The sequence below is a fragment of the Dyella sp. GSA-30 genome (genome assembly GCF_027924605.1).
Lineage (GTDB): Bacteria > Pseudomonadota > Gammaproteobacteria > Xanthomonadales > Rhodanobacteraceae > GSA-30.
The window spans coordinates 355380-377876 of sequence record NZ_AP027042.1; the positions used below are offsets into that span (position 1 = coordinate 355380).

Below are 22497 nucleotides of genomic sequence, written 5' to 3' on the forward strand. Positions count from 1 at the left end.
AACTTCAATTTTCGGCTTGGCACGGCACTTGCCATATACCTCGTGCAAGACCTCATAACTTCAGCGAAGGAAGCAATGCCATGAAATTCGAAGCCTTGATGATGCGTAGCCTGTTCGTCGCTTGCATGCTGGTATGTGCCCTGGTGATGGGCGCGATGGTCAACGCCTCGCCCGACGCCGTGCGCCTGGCCGCCAATGGCAGCAACAAGCTGATCGCCCCGGCGGTGTGTGCCGTACACGATGGCGTGATTTGCCCGCTTGCCAGCAACGGCTGAGAAACTCAGCCGTTCGCGCGGCCGATGACCGATAATGGCCGCATGCTGCATGTCATTCTTTTCCGCCCTGAGATTCCACCCAACACCGGCAATGTGATTCGGCTGTGCGCCAACACCGGCGCCGCACTGCATCTGATCCGCCCGCTGGGCTTCGAACTCGATGATGCCCGCCTCAAGCGCGCCGGCCTGGACTATCACGAGTACGCGCAGCTGGCGGTGCACGACGACCTCGCCAGCTGCCTGCAAGCGATAGGCTCGCCCAGAGTGTTCGCCTTCTCCACGCGCGGCCGGGTTGCGCACGTCGAGGCAAACTATGCCGACGGCGATGCCTTCCTGTTCGGCTGTGAAACTGCCGGCCTGCCCGCCGACGTACTGGATGCAATCCCCGCCGAGCAACGCTTGCGCCTGCCGATGCGCCCCGATAGCCGCAGCCTCAATCTTTCCAATACCGTCGCTGTAGCGGTGTATGAGGCATGGCGCCAACTGGGGTTTGCCGGCGCAGGCTAAAGGCTCCCCTCGCCGCTACAATGGTCAAATGACCGATACCGCCCCACGCCCCTTGCTGCCGCGACCGCTGCGCGTACTCGCCGGCCGCGCGCTCGAAACGGCGCTCAACCACAGCTTGTCGCTCGATCCGGACAGCATGCAGCGACTGGCCGCGCTCGACGGCCGCAGCGTGCAGATCCATCTACGCGGCCCCGAACTGGCCATGACCGTCACCGTCGAGGGCGACCGCCTCAAGGTCGGGCCGGCGCGCGAAGACAGCCAGCTACGCGTGGCTGCGTCGCCCGGCAGCCTGCTTGCGATGGCATTGCGCCGCGGTGAAGACGGTATCGCACCGGGCAAGGTGGACATCGCCGGCGATGCCGATCTGGCGCGTCGACTGGAGAAACTCGCCAGCCAGTTCGCACCCGATTTCGAAGAAGCCTTCGCGCGTACTTTCGGCGACGTGCTCGGCGTGCCGCTGGCCAAGGCCGTCCGCAAGGGGTTGAGCCACGCGCGCATCAGCGCCAAACACCTCACCGAAGATGGCGCCGACTGGCTGCGTGACGAAACGCGCCTGGCCGTAGCGCCGGGTGAGGCGGAAGGTTTTCTCGACGGCGTCGATCTATTGCGCGAACGCAGCGAACGCCTGGAATCGCGGCTTGCACGCCTGGAACAAAAATTGAAAGGAACGCGCGCGTGACGCCTCTGAAAGTCGTACCGGGGCTGCTGCGCGTCGCCTCCGTGCTCTTGGCCTATCGACTGGACGAACTGGTCGACGCGGCACACCTGTTCCGCCCGCTGAAACTGCTACGACCCTTCGTCGGACGTCCACGTGTCGACGTGTCCAAGCTCCCGCGCGGCGAACGTTTGCGCCTGGCCATGACCGAGCTGGGCCCGATCTTCGTCAAGGCCGGCCAGGTATTGTCGACACGGCGCGATCTCGTTCCGGCCGACATCGCCGACGAACTGGCGCTGCTGCAGGACCAGGTACCGCCCTTCCCGGGCGGCGAAGCGCGCGCCATCGTCGAGCGCGAGCTGAAAGCTTCGGTCACGACGTTGTACAGCAGCTTCGACGAAACCGCACTGGCATCCGCGTCGATCGCGCAGGTGCACGCGGCGACCTTGCATGACGGTCGCGCGGTGGTGGTCAAGGTGCTGCGTCCCGGCATCGAGAAGAAAATCGCCCGTGACATCTCGTTGCTGCATTCGCTGGGCGAGCTGGCGCAGCGCTGGCACCCCAATGCGGACAAGATTCGCCCGCTCGACGTGGTCGCCGAAGTCGAAAAAATGCTGGCAAACGAGCTGGACCTGCAGCGCGAAGGCGCCAGCGCGAGCCTGCTGCGACGCAATTTTCAGAGCGGCGTGGACCTTTACGTCCCCGAGGTGCACTGGGATCTGACGACCTCCGGCGTATTGACGCTGGAGCGCGTGTACGGCGTCAGCGCGGACGACGTTGCCGCCATCGAAGCGGCCGGCATCGACCGTAAGGCACTCGCGGCCAAGGGCGTGCGCGTGTTTTACGAGCAGGTCTTCCGGGATAATTTTTTCCACGCCGATGCGCATCCCGGCAATATCTGGGTCGACGTGCAGCGCGTCGACGAGCCGCGCTTTATCGCGCTGGATTTCGGCATCATGGGTTCGTTGCCCGAAGCCGATCAGTATTGGCTGGCACAGAACTTCATTGCACTGTTCGAGCGCGATTACGCGCGTATCGCGCAGTTGCACGTCGATGCTGGCTGGATGCCCACCAGCGTGCGCCTGGACGAACTGGAAGCAGCTGTGCGCACGGTATGCGAGCCCTATTTCACCCGCCCGCTGTCGCAGATCTCGCTGGCCGAACTGGTCGTCAAATTGTTCCAGACCGCGCGCCGCTTCGAGCTCACCTTGCAGCCGCAGCTGATCCTGCTGCAAAAGACCCTGCTCAATATCGAAGGCGTCGGCCGCACGCTCGACCCGGATATCGATATCTGGTCCGTAGCGCATCCAGTGCTCAAGCGCATCCTGCGCCAGCGCTACAGCCCGTTGCGCACCTTACGCGATGTGCGCAAGCGCCTGCCCGAGTGGTTCCATGCCGCACCGCAATTCCCGGAGCTGATTCGCGATGCGCTGCGTCAGGTGGCGCGCGGTGATCAACAGCAGCGCGTCGATCCGCTGATGCTGACGCAGCAGGAGTTCGCTGCACGGATGCAGCGACGCACCGTGGCAAGCGCCATGCTCGGCGGCAGCCTGCTGATCGTTGCCTCGCTGCTTGCGCTTGGGGTTGGCGTCTATGGCATCTGGCCCGCCATCATCACCGGCATCGCTGGCATCGCCGCATTCATCGCAAGCTGGCCCCGCAAACAGCGATAACCTCTCGTCCCGTCGTCCCGGCGCAGGCCGGGACCCATTCCTCTGCCCTCGCTTGTCAGATAACTTTTGGCAAGCGGCCACATTGAGGAATGGATTCCGGCCTGCGCCGGAATGACGCATAGGAGATGAATTCTGAACCTTGCGCCTTACCACTCACTCCTCACTCCTCTTCACTCACAACTAAGACGCCCTTGCTCCAGATTCTCCACCAGGACGACGCCATCATCGCGGTCAACAAGCCCGCGGGCATGGCCGTGCATCGTTCGAAAATGGTCGGCAATGCCGATGTCTTTCTGATCGACGAACTGCGCGAGCAAGTCGGTGGCACGGTCTACCTGGCCCATCGCCTCGATCGCGCCACCAGCGGCGTGCTGCTGATTGCGCGCAGCAGCGAGGTCGCAGCCGCCCTAGGCGAGCAGTTCATGGGCCGCGATGTGCACAAGCAGTACCTGACCGTGGTCCGCGGCTGGCCCGAGCCCGAGCAAGGTATCGTCGACTATCCCCTGCCCGGCTCGCGCGACACCGGCCCGCGCCGCGATGCGCGCACGCGCTACCAGCGGCTGGCGACCACCGAGCAGGCCATCGCGCTTGGCCGCTATCCGCAGCAGCGCTACGCCCTGTTGCTGGCCGAGCCCGAGACCGGCCGCTTCCGGCAGATCCGCAAGCATCTGGCGCATATCCACCACCCGGTGATCGGCGACTGCCAGCACGGGCGCAGCGACCATAATCGCCTTTACAAGCAATATTTCAGCTGCCACCGGATGCTGCTGCACGCTTGGCGGTTGAGCTTTCGCCACCCCGTCAGCGGCGAGGCGATGCGGATCGACGCACCGCTGGATGCCGCCTTCGAGGGGCTGCTCGCGCGCTTCGGATGGGTTTTGCCAGCCTTAGGCTAAACTGCGCGTCATGCTTACCGTCAGCCGTTCCATCGTGCTGCCCGAAGCGGAGCTGGTCGAGCGCTTTTTGCGCGCCGACGGCCCCGGCGGCCAACACGTCAATCGCACGGAGAGCGCGGTGGAACTGCGCTTCGATGTGCAATCGTCCCCTTCGTTGCCCGACGAGGTCCGAGAGCGTCTGCTCGCACGCAACGATCGTCGCCTGACCTCCGAGGGTGTGCTGGTGATCCAGGCGCGCCGATTCCGCGACCAGGCCCGCAACCGCGACGATGCGCGCGAACGCCTGGTCGAAATCATTCGCGGCGTGCTGGTGCCGCCAAAAAAGCGCATTGCCACCAAGCCTAGCCGCGCCGCCAAGGAACGTCGCCTTGTCGGCAAACAGCAGCGCGGCAAGATCAAACAAACGCGTTCGCGCGATTGGAGTCGCGAATGAGTTCGTTGAACCTGCCCAAGCTGCCGCCGAACGCACCGCCGGTCAACAGCCGTTTCTGGCCGGCGGTAGCGCGCGGCATCTTGCGCCTTTCCGGCTGGCGACTGCACGGCGAACTGCCGGACCTGCCCAAGCTGATCGTCATCGGCGCGCCGCATTCGTCGTACTGGGATGGCTTCTGGGGCCTGGTGATGAAGATCGCCGCCGGCGTGAACATCGGCATCATGATCAAGCGCGAAGTCGTCGAAGGCCCGCTTGGCGTGATTCTCCGCCCGATCGGCATGATCCCGATCAACCGTGGCGCCGCCACCGACGTGGTCGGACAGATGGTCGAGCGCTTCGCCGCGCATGAAAAGATGTGGCTGGGCATTACGCCCGAGGGTACGCGCAAGCCGGTGAAGCGCTGGAAGAGCGGATTCATGCGCATCGCTCAGGATGCCCAGGTGCCCATCCTGCCGTTGTTCATCGACTATCCGAGCAAGAGCTTCACGCTCGGCACGCCGTTCTACACCACCGGCGACGCCGACGCCGATATGGCCGCGATCCAGGCGCAGTTCGCGCCCTACAAGGGCAAGTACCGCACGGCAGCTTTGGTGAAATAAACGGCCCTCCGCCTATCGTTCTGAATGCCCCGATTCATCGTAGTCGCGATGCGTCAGCAGACCGGGCCGGATGAGATCGATAAACGCACGCGCTTCGCCGCTCAGGTATTTGCCTTTGCGCATCACGACGCCATAGCTGCGCTGCGGAAAGTATTCGCGCATGTTGCGCACGGCTAGGCGGCTGCGATCGGCATCGGTGATGCAGATGCCGGTCACGATGGAAATGCCCAGGCCCATCGCGACGTATTCCTTGATCACTTCCCAACCGCCGACTTCGATGGCGACGTGGTACGGCACCTGCCGTTGCTGGAACACCAGATCGACCAGCCGATAGGTGGAAAGCCGCTGCGGCGGCAGGATCAGGCCGAACGGCGAGAGATCCTCCACGGTCACCCGCGACTTTTGCGCGAGCGGATGATCCAGCGGCGTAATCAGCATGGGGTCGTAGTGGTAGACCGGCGCCCAAGCGATATCGTGCGGTACATCGAGCATCGAGCCCACGGCAAAATCCGCTTCGTCAGCGCGCAGTAAAGCCATGCCGTCCTTGCCCGTGACGTTGGCCAGCTGCAGCTGCACGCCGGGGAACTGCTCCCGATAACGACGTACCCATTCCGGCAACAGGTATTGGATGGTCGAGCTGCCGGCGGCAATCGTAAGGCGCCCGGCGCCCAGGCCTTTGACCTTGGCCTGGAATTCCCGATCGAGATTCTCCCAGCCCTCGACCAGCGGGCGCGCCAGCTCGTAGAGCGCCTCACCGGCATCAGTCAGGTTGATACGACGACGGCTGCGTTCGAGTAGACGCGTGCCCAATTCGCGTTCCAGCGCCTGAAGTTGGAGGCTCACCGTGGGTTGAGACAGATAGAGCGCCTCCGCCGCGCGGGTCAGGGTGCCGAGCTTTACGGTGTAGACAAAGGCCCGCAGCTGCTTCTGCCGGTTGCCCTTGTAGTAGTACCGACCCGAGTCCTCGCTCTCGCGCGACGCGGCCTTTTCCGACCGCGGTAACCGTTTTGTAGCCTTGTTCAGCTTTTTTCGGACTGATTTCATGGATTAAATTCAGCCACTTGCAAGATACATTAAGAATCATAATAGCAAAAATTGAAACATTTGCTTTGTCAAAGCATGAGCGACTGACCTAGCTTGGGCCGCAACAGCAACCCAAGCGTGGAGACAGCTCATGGCAGTACCGAAGGAGCGCGTAGTGATCGAGGCGGCCCAGGTGGTGGGTCATATCCGGCCCGAACACGAGGCGATACTGACCCCGGCCGCCCTGGCCTTTCTGAGCCTGCTGCACCGCCGCTTCGATGCGCGCCGCCAGTACCTGCTGGCGCAGCGTCGCGAGCGTCAGGCGCGCTACGACGCGGGCCAGCTGCCGGATTTTCGCGACGACACCCGCACGATCCGTGAATCGAGCTGGCGCGTCGCCGCGATTCCGGCCGCGTTGCGCGACCGCCGGGTCGAAATCACCGGTCCGGTCGAGCGCAAGATGATCATCAATGCGCTCAACTCTGGCGCCAAGGTGTTCATGGCCGACTTCGAAGACTCGTCGGCACCGACCCTCGCCAACCAGCTCGATGGCCAGATCAACCTGCGCGACGCCGTTCGCAGCTCGATCGAGTTCACCTCACCCGACGGCAAGCTTTACCGCCTCAACGACAATCCCGCCGTCCTGATCGTGCGCCCGCGTGGCTGGCATCTGCCCGAGCGTCATCTGATCGTCGATGGCGTGCCGATGTCGGGCGCACTGGTGGACTTTGGCCTGTTCGCCTTCCACAACGCCCAGGAGCTCCACAAGCGCGAGCGCGGCCCGTATTTCTATCTGCCCAAGCTCGAAGCGATGGAAGAAGCGGCGCTCTGGAACGACGTGATGAGCCTGGCCGAGCAGGAGCTCGACCTGCCGGCGGACAGCATCAAGGCAACGGTGCTGATCGAAACCCTGCCTGCCGTATTCCAGATGCATGAAATCCTGCATGCGCTGCGTGGCCGCGCGGTCGGCCTCAATTGCGGGCGCTGGGATTACATCTTTTCCTACCTGAAGACATTCCGTGCCCACCGCGATCGCCTGCTGCCTGAGCGCGGACAAGTGCAGATGACGGTGCCCTTCTTGAAAGCGTATTCGGAACTGCTGATCCAGACTTGCCACCGCCGCGGCGCCTTCGCGATGGGTGGCATGGCGGCGCAGATTCCGATCAAGGGCGACGAAGCGGCCAATAACGCTGCCATGGAAAAGGTGCGCGCAGACAAGCTGCGCGAAGTACAGGCCGGCCACGACGGCACCTGGGTCGCACATCCCGCTCTCGTCGCCGTGGCGCAGGAGATTTTCGACAAGTACATGCCCTCGCCTAATCAGCTCAATGTCGAGCGGACCGATGTGAGCGTCACGCGCGACCAGCTTATCGCCCCCTGCGCCGGCTCGATCAGCCGCGCCGGTTTCGACAACAACGTGGACGTAGCCTTGCGCTATACCGCGGCATGGCTGGAAGGCCTCGGTTGCGTGCCGATCCATCATTTGATGGAAGACGCAGCCACTGCGGAAATCGCCCGCTCGCAGCTGTGGCAATGGCTGCACCACGGTGGCGTCGAATTCACCGATCACGCACCGATCAATTTTGTGCTGTTCGACCAGGCACTCGCTGCCCACACGCACAAATTGCGCGATAGCGACCTGCCCGGCGCACGACGCGCCGACGATGCGGCACGCCTGCTCACGGAACTGACTCATGCCGAGCAACTCGGCGACTTTCTCACCCTGCCCGCGTATGCGCAGCTGTAAGCGCATACGACCGACCTATCACCCGCGGAGTCCATCATGAAGACGCAACTGCCGACCGCCGATCAACTCTCGCTCGAATGGAAGAACAACCCGCGTTGGGCCGGTGTCCAGCGTCAATACAGTGCCGAGGATGTGGTGCGCCTGCGCGGTACCGTCGGCGTCGAGCATTCGCTCGCTCGCCGTGGCGCCGAGCGCCTTTGGAAATCACTGCATACGGAAGATTTCGTCAATGCGCTGGGTGCGCTGACCGGCAACCAGGCCATGCAGCAGGTGAAAGCCGGCTTGCAGGCGATCTATCTCAGCGGCTGGCAGGTGGCTGCCGATGCAAACGTCGCGGGTGAAATGTATCCCGACCAGTCGCTCTACCCGGCCAACTCCGTGCCGCTGGTGGTCAAGCGCATCAACAACACGCTGTTGCGCGCCGACCAGCTGCATCACGCCGAAGGCCTGGACGATACCGATTGGCTGGTGCCGATCGTGGCCGATGCCGAAGCCGGCTTCGGCGGCGTGCTCAACGCATTCGAGTTGATGAAGGCCATGATCGAAGCCGGCGCCGCCGGCGTGCACTTCGAAGATCAGCTCGCCTCGGTGAAGAAGTGCGGCCACATGGGCGGCAAGGTGCTGGTACCGACGCGCGAAGCGGTCGACAAGTTGAACGCGGCACGCCTGGCCGCCGATGTCTGCGGCGTGCCGACCCTGCTGGTCGCGCGTACCGATGCCGACGCGGCGGATCTGTTGACCTCCGATGTGGACGACAACGACAAGGCGTTCCTGACCGGCGAGCGCACGGTCGAGGGCTTCTTCCGCGTCAAGCCCGGCCTCGATCAGGCAATCAGCCGCGGTCTCGCGTACGCGCCTTATGCCGATCTGATCTGGTGCGAGACCAGCAAGCCGAACCTCGAAGAAGCCAGGAAGTTTGCCGAAGCGATTCATGCCAGGTATCCCGGCAAGATGCTGGCCTACAACTGCTCGCCGAGTTTCAACTGGAAGAAGAATCTGGACGACGCCACCATCGCCAAGTTCCAGAAGGAACTCGGCGCGATGGGCTACAAGTTCCAATTCATCACCCTGGCCGGCTTCCATAGTCTGAACTACGGCATGTTCGATCTGGCGCACGGCTATGCGCGCCGTCAGATGAGCGCTTTCGTCGAACTGCAGGAAAAGGAGTTCGCCGCCGCCGATCGTGGGTTCACCGCAGTCAAGCATCAACGCGAAGTGGGGACCGGGTATTTCGACGCGGTGACGCAAGCGATCCAGCAAGGCCAGTCGTCGACCACAGCATTGAAGGGCTCTACCGAAGAGGCGCAGTTCCAGGCACAGCGCCGCGCATCGGCAGCGTGAAGCATCATGGCTCCCTCTCCCCTGGCTCCGCCGGGGGAGAGGGCTGGGGTGAGGGGGCCGGGTGCTCGCGAAAACCTCACCTATGCATCCGAACTACACCGCGTCATCAGCAGCAGCGACAGCTTCCACCGGCGGCACCAGCGTAATCACCGTCCACCCTGCCTTCGGCTCAACCGGCCGCGACGCCGACGCAATACGCAAATCGCCCTTTTCGTCGACGCCAAACAGCGGCATCGTCTGCCCACCGTACTGCGCCACAAAATGCGACCAACCAAACGTCGCCGTGATCTTGGTCGACTTGGTACGCCATCCTTGTTGCAAGAGTTCGTCGAGCTTCCCGTGCGTCATCGCATCGGAGATCAACGCCGTTGCCACCGTCGCTTCGGCAGTCGCCGCTCGCCCGGCCGATTCTTCGTCACTCAGGTTCCGCAGCAAGAACACCTTGCTATGCCCGAACTCCTGTCGATAGTGCACGCTCACCAGCGAATTGCGCTCGCTATGCGTGGACATCGCCAGCAGGTGACCGATACCGGAAAGATCCAGATTGCGCTCGGCGTAGTGCGACGCCGGATTGCCATAGAAAGTGCTCAGCCCTTCCATCCGCGCGATGCGCACGTTGTTCCATTGATCGTCGGCAATCACCACGCGAAAACCCGCATCGGCCAGTGCCTTGGCAAGCACCCGCGCCACCCGGTCGGAACCGAATACGAGCACGCCACGCGGCTCGGGCTCGACCACCTTGAGCCACATGCCGAGCGTGCGTGATGTCGCACTCTGCAACACTACCGTGCCGATGATCAGGATAAACACCAGCGGCACCAGCGCATCGGCACCGGACATGTTGTCCAACTTGCTCAGACGCAATGCAAACAGCGCCGATACCGAGGCCGCCACGATGCCGCGAGGCGCCACCCAGGCAATCAACGCCCGCTCGCGCCAGGTCAACGAACTGCCCAGACTGGCAACAAAGACGGTCACCGGGCGCACGATCAGCTGCGCGATCAGGAATACAACGAAGCCGGCCCACAACATGCTCAATGACGGCCATTGCAAGCGCGCGGCCAACAGGATGAACAAGGTCGACACCAACAGCGTGGTGAGGTGTTCCTTGAAATCGAGAATGTCATCGATATGCACATGGCGCATATTGCCCAGCGCGATACCCATGATCGTCACCGCGAGCAGTCCCGATTCATGTGCGATCGCATTGGAGATGCTGAAAGCGAGCAGCACGGCAGCCAGAGCGCCGTAATTCTGCAGATATTCGGGAATCAGCTGACGACGCAGCAGCGTACCCAGTCCCCATGCAGCGAGCGCACCCAAGGCGGCACCGCAGATCACCGTGAAGAGGAAGACCCCGATCGTATGGCCCTGGCGATGCGAAACGATCGCCTCGTAGGCCAACACCGCAAACAACGCACCGAGCGGATCGATCACGATCCCTTCCCAGCGCAGCACGTTGGCGATACGCGAGTTCGGACGCACTGTGCGCAGCATCGGCGCAATCACGGTCGGCCCAGTGACGCAGGTCAGCGCACCGAACAGCAGCGAAATCTCCCAGCTCAAACCGGCGACGTAGTGGGCTGCGGCCGCAAGCATCAACAGGGCGACGATGGCGCCGTAACTGACCAAGCCACGCACCACGTGGCCGATGTCCGGCAATTCATGGAAGCGCAAGCTCAGACTGCCTTCGAACAGAATCAGCGCCACCGATAACGAGACGATCGGAAACAGCAGATCGCCCAGCAGCTTGTCCGGCTCCAACATGCCCGTCAGCGGGCCCAGAACGATACCCGCCAGCAATAGAAACAGAATCGCCGGGAGTTTGACGCGCCACGCCAACCATTGCGCGAGAAAGCCAATGCCAAGCATGCCCGCCAGCATCAAGCCGAGTTCGAGTGTCATTCGCGGTCCTTCACCACATCGAAACGAAGGGTTATCGGAGCACAGAACGACAGCATCGTGCCAACTATCTTGTCAGCCGCACTTGTTGTCTTTTAAGGATTGGGTCTTAAGGGGAAGGCCAATCCCCGGTATCGGGCGGGGGAGGGGGTTCCGATACCGGGGTGGCGGGGGCGATAGTCCATTAGAGAACTAGCCGGTGCAGATAATAGACCTCTAACCGGCGAAGTCAATACTCTCCGGTACATAAATTGATTAAGGAGTGATCAGGACCTGCTCGGGCTTCAGGCTACCCCTCAAAATTCAGGACGCCTCGCCCTTCCCTGGTCGTCATCCCGGCGCAGGCCGGGACCCAGTGACTGGGTGATGGGTTATCGCCAAAGCCAAAGAAGGCTCCACTCGATCGCGAAAACCGGAAATCGAAGCCACTGGGTCCCGGCCTGCGCCGGGATGACGATAGGGAAAGCCGAGATTACTCGGAGCTTCGTGACGTCACTGCCACCCAGCAAAGCCAGCCTGCCGCATGATCCAGCTACCAGCTTAAAACCGCCGGTACTGGAGCGCCTCGGCCAGATGACTGCGATCGAGCGCCGCCGCACCACCGTCCAGGTCGGCGATCGTGCGAGCGACCCGCAGGGTGCGATGGTAGGCGCGGGCCGACAGGCCCAGGCGCTCCAGCGCCGCATCGAACCAGCGCCTTTCGGCGGGCCCCAGGGCGCAGTCGCGCTCGAGTTCGCGGGTGCTTATTTCGGCATTCGGGCGCCCTGCCCGCATCAGCGCCTGATGCCGGGCCTTGAGAACACGTGCACGAACGGTCGCCGAGTCTTCGTCCTGCGCCGCACGCGGCGCACCGATCTCCGACACGGGCACGCGCGGCACCTCCACGGACAGGTCGATGCGGTCGAGCAGCGGACCGGAAACACGGTTGCGATAGCGCTGGATCTGATCCGGCGTACAGCGGCAGCGCTGGCGTGGATCGCCGGCATAGCCGCAGGGACAGGGATTCATCGCGGCGATCAGCTGAAACTGCGCCGGGAACGCCGACTGGCGTGATGCCCGGGAAATCATGATCTGTCCCGACTCCAGCGGCTCACGCAAGACATCGAGGACGTGCCGGGTAAATTCAGGCAGCTCGTCGAGGAACAGCACCCCGTTGTGAGCCAGCGAAATCTCTCCGGGACGCGGCTCCGAGCCGCCACCCACCAGTGCCACGGCCGATGCCGTATGGTGCGGCGAACGAAACGGCCGCCGGCGCCAGAATTTCGGATCGACCTGCTGCCCGGCTACCGAAAGTACCGCACAGGTTTCCAGCGCCTCCGACTCGGTCAGCGGCGGCAGAATGCTGGGTAAGCGCTCGGCGAGCATGGTCTTGCCGGTACCGGGAGGCCCGACCAGCAACAGGTGATGCCCACCCGTGGCGGTAATTTCCAATGCCCGGCGAGCCTGCAATTGCCCACGTACATCGGACAAGTCTGGCCCCAGATCGTCGCTGCCCCATTCCATCGCAGTGCTGGGCGTCGACAAGTCCTGTGCGCCATGCAGCCAGCCGCATACCTCGGCGAGCGTATCGGCAACGCGTACGTCGACTTCAGGGATGAGAGCAGCCTCGGAAGCATTGGCGCGCGGAACCACCACGCGACGGCCACGCGCCCGTGCCCGCAGCAGCGCCGGCAGCACACCCGATACCGCGCGCAAGTCGCCGGACAGGGCCAGCTCACCAAGAAATTCGCAGTCGTCCAGCTTCTCGCGCGGCACCTGTCCGCCAGCGGCCAGAATGCCCAGCGCAATGGCCAGGTCAAAACGGCCACCGTCCTTGGGTAACTCGGCCGGAGCCAGGTTTACCGTGACCCGTCGATTGGGATACTCAAAGGCCGCGCTCTGGATCGCCACACGCACGCGATCACGCGCCTCGCGTACGGCAGCCTCGGGCAAACCCACGATATGCGTTCCCGGCAGGCCGGCGGAAAGATGCACTTCGACCATCACCTGCGGCGCTGCAACCCCTTCCTGGGCGCGGCTCAATGTGACGGCAAGGCTCATGACGTGCGGGCGATCCCCGAAAGGCGTCGTAGCTCAGGGGACGACTTCGCTGCACCGTTTTGGCTGCGATCGCGCGACATCCCTGTAGCTCCTTCGCAACCTAGATAAAACAGCCGCCCCCGACCATTCTCGGGGTGAGGGTGACGATCGGGGGCGGCTCCCGGAAAGTGGGCTACCGCTCAAAGGACCCGATCAACGGATCACCCCTGGGCGCTAGCCTCCAATGCTGCAACGCGGCGTTCGAGCTCTTCCACCTTGGCACGTGTACGTGCCAATACCTGGCTTTGAACCTCAAACTCCTCGCGTGTGACTAGATCGAGGCGGCGCAATCCTTGTGCCAGGACATCGCTGAAATTGGCGCGCAAATCCTTATGCGCCTCTGCCAGTCCTGGCGGAACCAACGAAACAAGTCGCAGGGCAAGTAGGTCGATATCCCGCCTATCCATCATGGTAGGCACCTCGAGCTTGTCGACGAAAAGTGTAGGTGATCCTTAAAATGCCGCGCCATCAGCCCGCTCCGCTAGAAAATGTAGGAATTCTCCTACACAGTGCTGTCCAAGGCGACAATCGCCCTTCCGAAGGGCAAAATGCCCTGTTGTTGTCGATATCCGGGGAATACTCATGAAGCTGGTCGTGGCGGTCATCAAACCTTTCAAGCTGGACGATGTGCGCGAAGCGCTTGCCGAAGTCGGCGTGCAGGGCATCACCGTGACGGAGGTGAAAGGGTTTGGCCGACAGAAGGGCCATACCGAGCTCTACCGCGGTGCGGAGTACGTGGTGGACTTCCTGCCCAAGATCAAGCTCGAAGTGGCGGTCAGCGACGATCAGGTCGAGCGTGTAGTGGAGGCCATCCAGAACGCCGCGCGCACCGGCAAGATCGGCGACGGCAAGATCTTCGTCAGCGCCCTGGAGCAGGTGATCCGTATCCGTACCGGCGAGCTGGACAACGACGCCCTTTAGGATCCGGCGCCGTCCTGGGGTTTAATGCCTCGCGCTACCTGCTCCTGTTCGAAGCGCCGGTGATGGATCAGCAGGCCGGTGTAATACGCAATGTAGTAGCCGATCATCAGGCCGAACACGAGCAGGGTCAGCGGACTGTCGCCGAACTGCGGCGCATGAGGCGCCGCCGCGGCACCGGCCTGCGTGCCCAGTACCGTAAAGCGCCAGATCAGACGCCCCAGCAACAGCACGGTCAGCAACCCGCCAATCCAGGGATTGGGGATATACACATCCGCACCCGCCGCGTTGCGCTCGAAACGTGTCAGATTGAGGCCTAGCAAGCCCAATGCCGCACCTATCGCCACGCCGCCGAGCAGCCCTTCCAGCAAACGCAGATTGAGTGCGCCGAGCGCGGCGATCAATACGCCAGCCAGGGCAAGAAAGCCGATGCGCGCCGCCATCCGCTTGCGCTGGATCGGCTGCGGTCCAAAGGTCCGGCGTACTCGGCGCCACACCGCGAACACCATCAGCGGAGCCATGATCAGTGGCATTACCAGTTGCGGGGCCATCTTGGATCCTGCTTACGGAGTTAGAAGTGAGTGAAGAGGACTGAGGAGTGAGAGTTGAGCTGGTGAACGCTCGATCTCACACCCGGTGCACAGCCTAGGACCGAATCCAGCCTTGCGCCACTGACGTAAGACCTGGCCCGTACATGACGGCTGTCAGCCCACTCACTCCGCTCCACTCGCTCCTACGCCTTTGCCTTGCCCTGGTTGGCCACGGCGGCCATCTTGGCCTCGATCGCTGCGGCGTCGCCCAGGTAATAGTGCTTGATCGGCTTCAGCTCGGCGTCGAATTCATACACCAGCGGCACCCCGTTAGGGATGTTCAGCTCGACGATGTCGTCGTCGGAGATGTTGTCCAGGTATTTCACCAGCGCACGCAGCGAATTGCCGTGCGCGGCCACCACGACCTGCTTGCCCGCGCGGATCGTCGGCGCCAGCAGCTCATGCCAATACGGCAGCACGCGGGCGACCGTGTCCTTCAGGCATTCGGTATCTGGGATGTCTTTCGGATCGAGCGCAGCATAACGCGGGTCATGCACCGATTCGTTCTTTGCGCGCTCAAGCGGAGGCGGCGGGATATCGTAGCTGCGACGCCAGATCTTGACTTGGTCCTCTCCGTACTTCGCTGCTGTCTCGGCCTTGTTCAAACCGGTCAGGCCACCGTAGTGACGCTCGTTGAGGCGCCAGTCCGTCACGACCGGGATCCACATCTGATCCATCGCGTCCTGCACATGCCACAGCGTGCGTACCGCGCGCTTGAGCACTGAGGTGTGGGCGATATCGAAGCTGAAACCCGCCTCCTTGAGCAGCTTGCCGGCCTCTTGCGCCTCGGCAATACCCTGGGCAGTGAGATCGACATCGGCCCAACCGCTGAAGCGATTGTCTAGATTCCACTGGGATTGGCCGTGCCGGATGAGTACGAGTTTGTGCATGGGATGGGTCCGTAAGGTCGACGGCTCATGCCGTCCTTAAAGAGTGAAGGGTAAAGCGGAACGCCCCCAACGCACACCCCTGTTCCCTGTTCCCTGTTCCCCAGCCATCCATGTCATAGGTCATGCTAAACCCCGAGCCCGCAAGCGGCATCCTATGACTACCTCAAGACGCCGAAACCGGAGTTCATCATGCGCCGCACCCTGCTTGCCCTCGCCCTCTCTCTGTCCCTGGTCGCCACCGCCTATGCCGGCGACGACATCGACAAGGTCAATGGCTCGGTCAACGTTTCCTCGGGCCAACATGCCGGCAACGTCAGCACCGTCAACGGTGCGGTGAATATCGCCTCCGGCGCGACAGTCGAAAAGGCCAGTACGGTCAATGGCTCCATCGAGCTGGACGACCGGGCCACGGCCAACAAGGTCAGCACGGTCAATGGCGGCATCACCCTTGGCGCCGGGGTCAAGGTCTCCGGCGTGGTCGAAGCCACCAATGGCGCGATCGAACTGGGCAAGGGCGCCGAGGTGCTCGGTGGTGCCACCAACGTCAATGGCACGATCTCGCTCGACAAGTCGCACGTCGCCGGCGGTATCGAAACCGTCAATGGCGACATCACCGTGGGCGCCGATTCGCGCGTGGAAGGCGGCATCCTGGTGGACAAGCCCAGCGGCTGGCACTCCAACAGCAACCGCCGGCCGCATATCGTGATCGGCCCGCATGCCGTGGTGCAAGGCACGCTGGAATTTCGCCGCGAAGTCGAGCTCTATGTGAGCGACTCGGCGCAGATCGGCGCGGTCAAGGGCGCGACGCCGCAGAAGTTCAGCGGCGCCAATCCGTAAACAGCGAGGCCGGCATGCCAGGCATGCCGGCTTTACCGGATCAGACCCATTCGCGCGGCTTGAGATACTCGGCAAGCCGCGCTTCGGCCGAACCGGGCTCCGGCTGGTATGCATACTCGTAGCGGACACGTGGCGGCAGGCTCATCAGAATCGATTCGGTGCGACCGCCCGATTGCAGCCCGAACAAGGTTCCGCGGTCGTAGACCAGGTTGAACTCGACATAACGGCCACGGCGATATAGCTGAAATTCGCGTTCGCGTTCGCCATAGACCGTATCTCGACGGCGTTCGGCAATCGGGCTGTACGCATCAAGAAAGCCCTGGCCGACATCACGGATGAAAGCAAAACAGCGCTCGAAACCGCCTTCATTGAGATCGTCGAAAAACAGACCACCCACGCCGCGCGTCTCGTTGCGGTGCTTCAGGTAGAAGTATTCGTCGCACCAGCTCTTGTAGCGCGGGTAGACATCGTCGCCATAACGCGCGCACACATCCCGCGCCACGGTATGCCAATGCATCACGTCTTCATCGAAGGGATAGAACGGCGTCAGGTCGAAGCCGCCACCGAACCACCATACCGGCTCGACGCCCGGCTTGCTCGCCTCGAAGTAGCGCACATTGGCATGCGTTGTCGGCACATAGGGATTGCGCGGGTGCAGCACCAGCGATACCCCGGTGGCGATAAAACTGCCGCCGGCCAACTCGGGCCGGTGCGCGGTCGCGCTGGGCGGGAGCTTGTCGCCATGAACCCGCGAAAAATTGACGCCGGCCTGCTCGAACAGGGTGCCCTCGCGCAGCACGCGGGTACGTCCGCCACCGCCGGCCTCGCGCTTCCAGGCATCTTCGACAAAACGTTGGCCGCCATCGAGCTGCTCGACTGCCGCACAGATGCGGTCCTGCAGCTCGCGCAAAAAGGATTCGGCAAGGTCGGCTTGCTGACTCATGTCTGGCCTTAAGTCGTGGGGATCGGAAGGGAAGCTTAACAAGCCGCCCCCTGCCCGCCGATGCGGCGCGGCGTCGCGAGATGAAGCCGCATGCTGCCTGCCGTTCACGGTTTCTGAGCGAGGATACATGCAGGCTCAGCCATGTCACATAACCGACACACAAGCAGTCAAAGCACGCAGGCTTGCGTCATGCCCAACCCGATCCCTTCCCTCGCCGTCACCGCCTTCACTGTCACCTCGGCATTGGGACAAGGCCTGGAGGCGCATCGTGTTGCGCTTGGGGCAGGACGTAGCGGCCTGAAACCCAATGACTTCAGCAGCGAGCCGCTGGCCTGCTGGATCGGTCGGGTGGAGGGCATCGAGGCCACCGCCCTGCCCGAGCCATTGGCCGCCTGGGACTGTCGGAACAACCGACTTGCCTGGCTCGGCCTGAACCAGGACGACTTCACCGGCGCCGTACACGCCGCCCGGGAACGCTATGGCTCGGACCGGATCGCGCTGATCCTGGGCACCTCGACCGCCAGCATCGGCGCTACCGAGGAGGCCTACCGCCGACTCGATGCCCAGGGGCGCATTCCGGCCGATCTGCGTCGGCGCGAGATACATGTCCCGCATTCGTTAACCGGCTTTGTCGCCGCGGTCCTGGAGCTCAACGGCCCTACCCTGACGGTATCGACAGCCTGCTCGTCCAGCGCCAAGGCGTTCGCTCATGCCGAACGCATGATCCGCCTTGGCCTGGTCGACGCGGCGGTCGTCGGTGGGGTGGACACGTTGTGCGACAGCACGCTGTTCGGCTTCAACGCGCTGGAACTGATTTCGCCCGAACCATGCAAGCCTTTCGACCGCGCTCGGCGCGGCATCTCCATCGGCGAAGCGGCAGGTTTTGCATTACTGGAGCGCAGCGAAGCGGCCTCCGATGCGCCACGGCTGCTCGGCTATGGCGAGTCCAGCGACGCCCACCACATGTCGTCACCGCATCCGCAAGGACTGGGTGCCGAACTGGCGATGCGTGACGCCCTCGCGCGTGCAGGACTGGAGCCCACCCAGGTCGACTACATCAATCTGCATGGCACCGCCTCGATGAAGAACGATGAAGTCGAGGCACAGCTGGTTACACGCAGCTTCCCATCGACGACACGCGCCAGCTCGACCAAGGCGCTGACCGGACACACCCTGGGTGCGGCCGGAATTGTCGAAGCGGCCATCGCCTTGCTGGCGATGGCCGACGGTGCCGTGCCAGGCAATGCCGGCTGCGACGAGCCCGACGTGCATTGCGGCCCACAGTGGGCGCTACGCAATGAAAGGCAGCGCATCGATGTCGCGCTGAGCAACTCGTTCGGCTTTGGCGGCAATAACATCTGCCTGGCATTTGCCCGTGCGGAGCGCGCGCCGTGAGTGCGCTCCGCGTGCATGTCGATGGCGTAGGGCTTTGGGCCGCTCACTGGCCGCACTTCCACGCCTTGCGAGAACAACTCGCGGGGCAAACCGTTTCACCCGCCGAACGAACCCGGCCACCGGCTGAGCGTTTGCCAGCCAACGAACGGCGACGCGCACCCGAAAGCGTACTGCTGGCGATCGAAGTCGCCGGACAGGCCATCGACATGAGTGGTGCCGACCAGACGCAACTGGCCTGCGTTTTTGCATCGGCACACGGCGACCACGTCATCACCGATTACATGTGCTCCACCCTTGCGCGGGCACCGACCGAACTTTCACCGACACGCTTCCATAATTCCGTGCACAACGCCCCGGTCGGTTACTGGACGATCGCTATCGGCTGCCATGCGCCCTCTACAGCGATCTGTGCAGGCCACACCAGCTTTGGTGCCGCGTTGCTGGAGGCGGCCACACAGGTGCAGGCCGACCAGCGTCCGGCATTACTTGTATGCAGCGACATTGCCGGCAGTGGTGCATTGAACGAACTTACCGGCTGCCGACAGTCGTTTGGCTGCGCGCTGGTGCTGTCGCCGGAAAAAGGTAACCGCAGCGTCGCCAGTCTTCAGTTGCGCGTGACTGCCGGCGAAACGCCCGTCACGACAAGCCCTTCGGCCACTCTGCCGGAGTGGTATACCGATAACGCGAGCGCGCGTGCCTTGCCGCTTCTGACGCTTTTGGCCAGGGATGGCGGCCGCGCCGCGCTGGCGTTGGCGCCTGCTATGCATTTGGACGTCCATACGGAGATTATCCAATGAACGCTTCCGCTTCCCGTTGGTGCGTGCTGATTCCTTGCCTGAATGAAGAAGCCGCTATCGCCCGGGTCATCAACTCCGTGCTGGCTCTCAATTTGTCAGTGATCGTAGTGGACGACGGCTCCACCGATCGCACGATCGAGATCGTGCAACAACTGCCCGTCACGCTGTTGCGCCACACCCAACGCATGGGCAAGGGCGAAGCGCTGCGCACGGGCTTCCGCGAGGCATTGCGCCAAGGTTTCGAGGCCGTCGTCACCATGGATGGCGACGGCCAGCACCTGGCCGCGGATATCCCGCGCATCGTGAGGGCAGCCCAACGCTACCCGAACCATATCGTGGTCGGCGCACGCATGCTCGACCGCGAGCAGCAGCCCAAAGGACGCCGGTTTGCCAATGCCTTTGCCGACTGGGGTATTTCGTGGGCCTGCGCGCAACCGGTTGCCGACACGCAAAGCGGGCAGCGCTGGTATCCGCGCGCAGCGCTCGATCTCGTCGACCTGCCAGCGGAAAACTTTGTGTTCGAAGCGGCCATCCTGATCGCCGCTTCACGCCAGGAGCACCTGGGCGTCGTTTCCGTGCCGATCGCCTCGCGTTACGAAGGCGAGTTTCGACTCAGCCATTTCAGCCCGGTGCGCGACGTTACGCGCATCACGGTCTATACGGTGAAGCAGATACTTCACTACGGTGGCGTTCGCCGTGCCTACCGGCGCTCGCGCGAGACCCCGGTGATCGTGGGCGACGTGCCCAATGCGGTCTTTGGCAACGCTAAGGCTGCGGGTGGATAATCGCGACGCGACCGCTGGCCAGCTGTGCGCCGGCATGCTCGATAGAAAAACTGTATTGGGCGCCGCTTTCATCGGCGTATAGGCATTGCGCGGCGATATCCAGCATGCCGCCCAGCTCATCCAGGGTTTCGACGTTAAGCACAAACTCGCGCAGACTCACCAGACGCCCTGGCTTGACCGTTTCGATGCCACGCAAGCGCGCCAGCAGCGCACCGTGCACGGCTGTCGCCTGCGCACCATACTCAGCCAGATGCACCGCATGCAGCCCATGGATACCGCGCAGCGGATGATCTGCGTGCAGGTGACTGCTGCTGACTGCATGGATCGTGCTGTCGTCGAAGTGGCGCACCGCATCAAGCAGGCACATGCTGCCGGTATGCGGGATCAAATGTGCCCAATCGCTTTTCGCCAGGTCAGGCATCGGCATGTTCCGGGCGAGCGACCGAGATCATGGGCTCGTCGGCCACATCGTTTTGCCAGAAGTCGTGGAAGTTGAACCAGTTGTACGGCTCGGTCAACGCATAGTGTTCCAGCCGTGCGGCATAGCGAGCCATGAACGAGTCCAGTGCCTGTCCACGGCGGTCGCGCGGAATGTCGACGACATCGGCAAACTGCTCGAAGATCAGCTTGTAACGATTGCCGCCCTCATAGATCCCGAAACAAAGCACGACCGGCACTTTCAGCGTATGCGCCAGCAGCCAGGGGCCGATCGGAAAACCTGCCAGCTCACCCATGAAAGGGATGCGTCGCAACGTTTCGTTTTCACGCCCCCGGTCGGCCAACAAGGCCACCAGCGCTCCATCCCGGCAAGCCTCAGACGCAGCCAGTGTCACGGACGTACCGCCACGTGACGCGTCGATGACGCAGGCGCCGACCTGTGGCGCCAACTCTTCGAGCAGTTGCGTCATCTCCGGCGTCTTCTGCTTGTCGAGTACGACTCGCAGGGACAGACCGGGACGACGGGAGCTCAATGCGCGCAAGGCCTCGAAGCTCCCCTGATGCGAACCGATCAGAAGCACACCCCGCCCCTGGTCGATGTAGCTCTCCAACATGGAAACACCTTCGACCCGGATGTCGAACTCACGTTCGCCACGAGCAAGGAAAAAAATCCGGTCCAGCTGCGTAGCGCCGTAGTAACGCATGTGCCTGAACACTTCGGCAAACGTGGCCCGACGCTTGAATACCCGTGCCAGAAAATCGCGTGACGCCCGGCGTTCGGGGCCGCGGCGAAGCATGAAATAAAATGTAATCGGCCAGAGCAGCGCATGCACAAACGCTCGCCCACCGTGCAGTGCAACTGTGCGAATCAGCTTAAGGGCGGCCCTGCTACCGCCTTCAGGCCGGCTCTGCCAATGTTCGGTCATGCCACACCCTCGATAAGGCCACGTACGAGCGCCTGATCATCCAGGGTAACCACGAAACGAAACCGGGACGCGCCGCTTTCGCTAAGCGTCAACTCAGCTTGCTGGCTGGGCAACAAGGGCGCAACGAATTTGGCCTCGACCACTCGGGCAATGCGCATGCCGCGCCAGCTCTTCAATTCTTCGGCAACGCGTTCAAGAATGATCACGCCAGGCACAATCGGATGACCAGGAAAGTGCCCCGGCAAGCTCGGATGATCTTCGCCGACATGCAATGCTGCGCTATGGCTGACTGAATTCATGGCCTCACCGCCTCAGCGACTCGTCACGCGGTCCGATGCTGCTCGATATAATCGGACAAGTTGCGCAAGCTGGAGAAAATTCGGCCATTGTCCGGATTGTCCGAACGCAACTGAAACCCATAGCGCTTGGATACGGCCAGCGCTATTTCGAGCGCATCGATCGAGTCGAGCCCCAAATGGCCGCTGAACAGCGGAGCGTCCAGCTCGATCTGTTCAGGCGCCACCGACTCCAGGTTCAGGGCGTTGACGATCAAGGCGGCCAACTCATGCTGCGTCACATTTTGTCCGGTCATAGGTTACGCACCAAAGTCTGTTTTCCCCAGTCAAATTGACCGCCAAGTATATCGTGTCAACCGCCGCCGCAGGCGCGGGATGCGTAGGCATTATCCGCTGGGCAGGCTGAACCGTGGTAGGAAATTCGGCCACGGCAAACAGCTTGTGTTTAACCATGGCTATGGCGCTTTTCGCAGTACATGGTGAATGCGGTGCATACAAAAAGCACACGCCTTCTTGCTGTGGTTTTGCTCTTTTCTGCCGCCTTTCGAAAGC

General features: G+C 62.7%; 25 protein-coding genes. 14 read left to right on the forward strand and 11 right to left on the reverse strand.

Going from position 1 to position 22497, the window contains the following annotated elements:
- The first annotated feature begins 80 nt into the window (after nt 1-80).
- The 7 genes from QMG46_RS01595 (at nt 81) to QMG46_RS01625 (ending at nt 5038) form a co-directional block, all read left to right on the forward strand.
- Nucleotides 81-275 (forward strand): hypothetical protein, encoded by a 195-nt coding sequence (locus QMG46_RS01595; RefSeq protein WP_281850688.1) that lies wholly within the window; start codon nt 81-83, stop codon nt 273-275.
- A 42-nt stretch (nt 276-317) separates the two neighbouring features.
- Nucleotides 318-782, forward strand: coding sequence for a tRNA (uridine(34)/cytosine(34)/5-carboxymethylaminomethyluridine(34)-2'-O)-methyltransferase TrmL (trmL, locus tag QMG46_RS01600; RefSeq protein WP_281852789.1), 465 nt, complete (start codon nt 318-320; stop codon nt 780-782).
- 28 nt (nt 783-810) lie between these two features.
- Complete coding sequence (locus tag QMG46_RS01605) at nt 811-1461, forward strand: ubiquinone biosynthesis accessory factor UbiJ (protein ID WP_281850689.1); 651 nt, start codon at nt 811-813, stop codon at nt 1459-1461.
- Nucleotides 1458-3110, forward strand: coding sequence for a ubiquinone biosynthesis regulatory protein kinase UbiB (gene ubiB, locus QMG46_RS01610; protein ID WP_281850690.1), 1653 nt, complete (start codon nt 1458-1460; stop codon nt 3108-3110). The genes QMG46_RS01605 and ubiB overlap by 4 nt, the downstream gene beginning before the upstream one ends.
- Nucleotides 3111-3301: 191 nt before the next feature.
- Nucleotides 3302-4006: a pseudouridine synthase gene (locus QMG46_RS01615; protein ID WP_281850691.1), complete on the forward strand. Its 705-nt coding sequence runs from the start codon at nt 3302-3304 to the stop codon at nt 4004-4006.
- A 10-nt stretch (nt 4007-4016) separates the two neighbouring features.
- Nucleotides 4017-4439 carry an alternative ribosome rescue aminoacyl-tRNA hydrolase ArfB gene (gene arfB / locus QMG46_RS01620; RefSeq protein WP_281850692.1) on the forward strand — a complete coding sequence of 141 codons (423 nt, stop codon included), beginning with the start codon at nt 4017-4019 and terminating at the stop codon, nt 4437-4439.
- Nucleotides 4436-5038, forward strand: a complete 603-nt coding sequence (locus QMG46_RS01625; RefSeq protein WP_281850693.1) for a 1-acyl-sn-glycerol-3-phosphate acyltransferase — start codon at nt 4436-4438, stop codon at nt 5036-5038. Before arfB ends, QMG46_RS01625 begins: the two co-directional genes overlap by 4 nt.
- 12 nt (nt 5039-5050) lie before the next feature.
- Here QMG46_RS01625 and QMG46_RS01630 read toward each other — a convergent pair whose 3' ends face one another.
- Nucleotides 5051-6082 carry a LysR family transcriptional regulator gene (locus QMG46_RS01630; protein ID WP_281850694.1) on the reverse strand — a complete coding sequence of 344 codons (1032 nt, stop codon included), beginning with the start codon at nt 6080-6082 and terminating at the stop codon, nt 5051-5053.
- A 130-nt stretch (nt 6083-6212) separates the two neighbouring features.
- Here QMG46_RS01630 and aceB point away from each other — a divergent pair, with 130 nt between their 5' ends.
- On the forward strand, nt 6213-7808 hold the full coding sequence (gene aceB / locus QMG46_RS01635; protein ID WP_281850695.1) for a malate synthase A: 1596 nt from the start codon (nt 6213-6215) through the stop codon (nt 7806-7808).
- Between the two features lie 36 nt (nt 7809-7844).
- Nucleotides 7845-9149 carry an isocitrate lyase gene (gene aceA / locus QMG46_RS01640; protein WP_281850696.1) on the forward strand — a complete coding sequence of 435 codons (1305 nt, stop codon included), beginning with the start codon at nt 7845-7847 and terminating at the stop codon, nt 9147-9149.
- Between the two features lie 93 nt (nt 9150-9242).
- Here the strand turns inward: aceA and QMG46_RS01645 are convergent, their stop codons facing one another.
- The 3 genes from QMG46_RS01645 to QMG46_RS01655 all read right to left on the reverse strand — a co-directional run bounded on the left by QMG46_RS01645 (nt 9243) and on the right by QMG46_RS01655 (nt 13540).
- Nucleotides 9243-11054, reverse strand: a complete 1812-nt coding sequence (locus QMG46_RS01645; protein ID WP_281850697.1) for a cation:proton antiporter — start codon at nt 11052-11054, stop codon at nt 9243-9245.
- 537 nt (nt 11055-11591) lie between these two features.
- Nucleotides 11592-13091 (reverse strand): YifB family Mg chelatase-like AAA ATPase, encoded by a 1500-nt coding sequence (locus tag QMG46_RS01650; protein WP_281850698.1) that lies wholly within the window; start codon nt 13089-13091, stop codon nt 11592-11594.
- Between the two features lie 200 nt (nt 13092-13291).
- Nucleotides 13292-13540 carry an accessory factor UbiK family protein gene (locus tag QMG46_RS01655; RefSeq protein ID WP_281850699.1) on the reverse strand — a complete coding sequence of 83 codons (249 nt, stop codon included), beginning with the start codon at nt 13538-13540 and terminating at the stop codon, nt 13292-13294.
- A 172-nt stretch (nt 13541-13712) separates the two neighbouring features.
- Between QMG46_RS01655 and glnK the strand changes: the two genes are divergently transcribed.
- On the forward strand, nt 13713-14051 hold the full coding sequence (gene glnK, locus QMG46_RS01660) for a P-II family nitrogen regulator (protein ID WP_281850700.1): 339 nt from the start codon (nt 13713-13715) through the stop codon (nt 14049-14051).
- Here the strand turns inward: glnK and QMG46_RS01665 are convergent.
- Together QMG46_RS01665 and gpmA are read right to left on the reverse strand one after the other, a co-directional pair.
- Nucleotides 14048-14599 carry a CcdC protein domain-containing protein gene (locus QMG46_RS01665; RefSeq protein WP_281850701.1) on the reverse strand — a complete coding sequence of 184 codons (552 nt, stop codon included), beginning with the start codon at nt 14597-14599 and terminating at the stop codon, nt 14048-14050. The genes glnK and QMG46_RS01665 overlap by 4 nt on opposite strands.
- Nucleotides 14600-14781: 182 nt before the next feature.
- Nucleotides 14782-15528, reverse strand: a complete 747-nt coding sequence (gpmA, locus tag QMG46_RS01670) for a 2,3-diphosphoglycerate-dependent phosphoglycerate mutase (protein WP_281850702.1) — start codon at nt 15526-15528, stop codon at nt 14782-14784.
- 189 nt (nt 15529-15717) lie between these two features.
- Here gpmA and QMG46_RS01675 point away from each other — a divergent pair, with 189 nt between their 5' ends.
- A complete protein-coding gene (locus QMG46_RS01675; protein ID WP_281850703.1) occupies nt 15718-16365 on the forward strand; it encodes a DUF4097 family beta strand repeat-containing protein in 648 nt (215 codons plus the stop codon).
- A 40-nt stretch (nt 16366-16405) separates the two neighbouring features.
- On the opposite strand, the gene hemF is transcribed toward QMG46_RS01675, so the two are convergent.
- A complete protein-coding gene (gene hemF / locus QMG46_RS01680) occupies nt 16406-17308 on the reverse strand; it encodes an oxygen-dependent coproporphyrinogen oxidase (RefSeq protein WP_281850704.1) in 903 nt (300 codons plus the stop codon).
- A 189-nt stretch (nt 17309-17497) separates the two neighbouring features.
- Between hemF and QMG46_RS01685 the strand changes: the two genes are divergently transcribed.
- From QMG46_RS01685 to QMG46_RS01695, 3 genes are read left to right on the forward strand one after another with little or no spacing between them, the layout of a single operon-like run.
- Nucleotides 17498-18703 (forward strand): beta-ketoacyl-[acyl-carrier-protein] synthase family protein, encoded by a 1206-nt coding sequence (locus tag QMG46_RS01685; RefSeq protein WP_281850705.1) that lies wholly within the window; start codon nt 17498-17500, stop codon nt 18701-18703.
- Nucleotides 18700-19500 carry a beta-ketoacyl synthase chain length factor gene (locus tag QMG46_RS01690; RefSeq protein ID WP_281850706.1) on the forward strand — a complete coding sequence of 267 codons (801 nt, stop codon included), beginning with the start codon at nt 18700-18702 and terminating at the stop codon, nt 19498-19500. The genes QMG46_RS01685 and QMG46_RS01690 overlap by 4 nt, the downstream gene beginning before the upstream one ends.
- A complete protein-coding gene (locus QMG46_RS01695) occupies nt 19497-20285 on the forward strand; it encodes a glycosyltransferase family 2 protein (protein WP_281850707.1) in 789 nt (262 codons plus the stop codon). Before QMG46_RS01690 ends, QMG46_RS01695 begins: the two co-directional genes overlap by 4 nt.
- Here the strand turns inward: QMG46_RS01695 and QMG46_RS01700 are convergent.
- From QMG46_RS01700 to QMG46_RS01715, 4 genes are read right to left on the reverse strand one after another with little or no spacing between them, the layout of a single operon-like run.
- The gene (locus QMG46_RS01700; protein ID WP_281850708.1) at nt 20266-20706 is read right to left on the reverse strand and encodes a hotdog family protein; all 441 of its coding nucleotides are present in this window, start codon (nt 20704-20706) and stop codon (nt 20266-20268) included. The two genes, QMG46_RS01695 and QMG46_RS01700, sit on opposite strands and share 20 nt — an antisense overlap.
- Nucleotides 20699-21649 (reverse strand): lysophospholipid acyltransferase family protein, encoded by a 951-nt coding sequence (locus tag QMG46_RS01705; RefSeq protein WP_281850709.1) that lies wholly within the window; start codon nt 21647-21649, stop codon nt 20699-20701. Before QMG46_RS01705 ends, QMG46_RS01700 begins: the two co-directional genes overlap by 8 nt.
- Entirely contained in the window at nt 21646-21948 is a 303-nt protein-coding gene (locus QMG46_RS01710; RefSeq protein WP_281850710.1) for an ApeI family dehydratase, read from the reverse strand. Before QMG46_RS01710 ends, QMG46_RS01705 begins: the two co-directional genes overlap by 4 nt.
- 23 nt (nt 21949-21971) lie before the next feature.
- On the reverse strand, nt 21972-22241 hold the full coding sequence (locus tag QMG46_RS01715) for an ApeE family acyl carrier protein (RefSeq protein ID WP_281850711.1): 270 nt from the start codon (nt 22239-22241) through the stop codon (nt 21972-21974).
- Nucleotides 22242-22497: the final 256 nt, after the last annotated feature.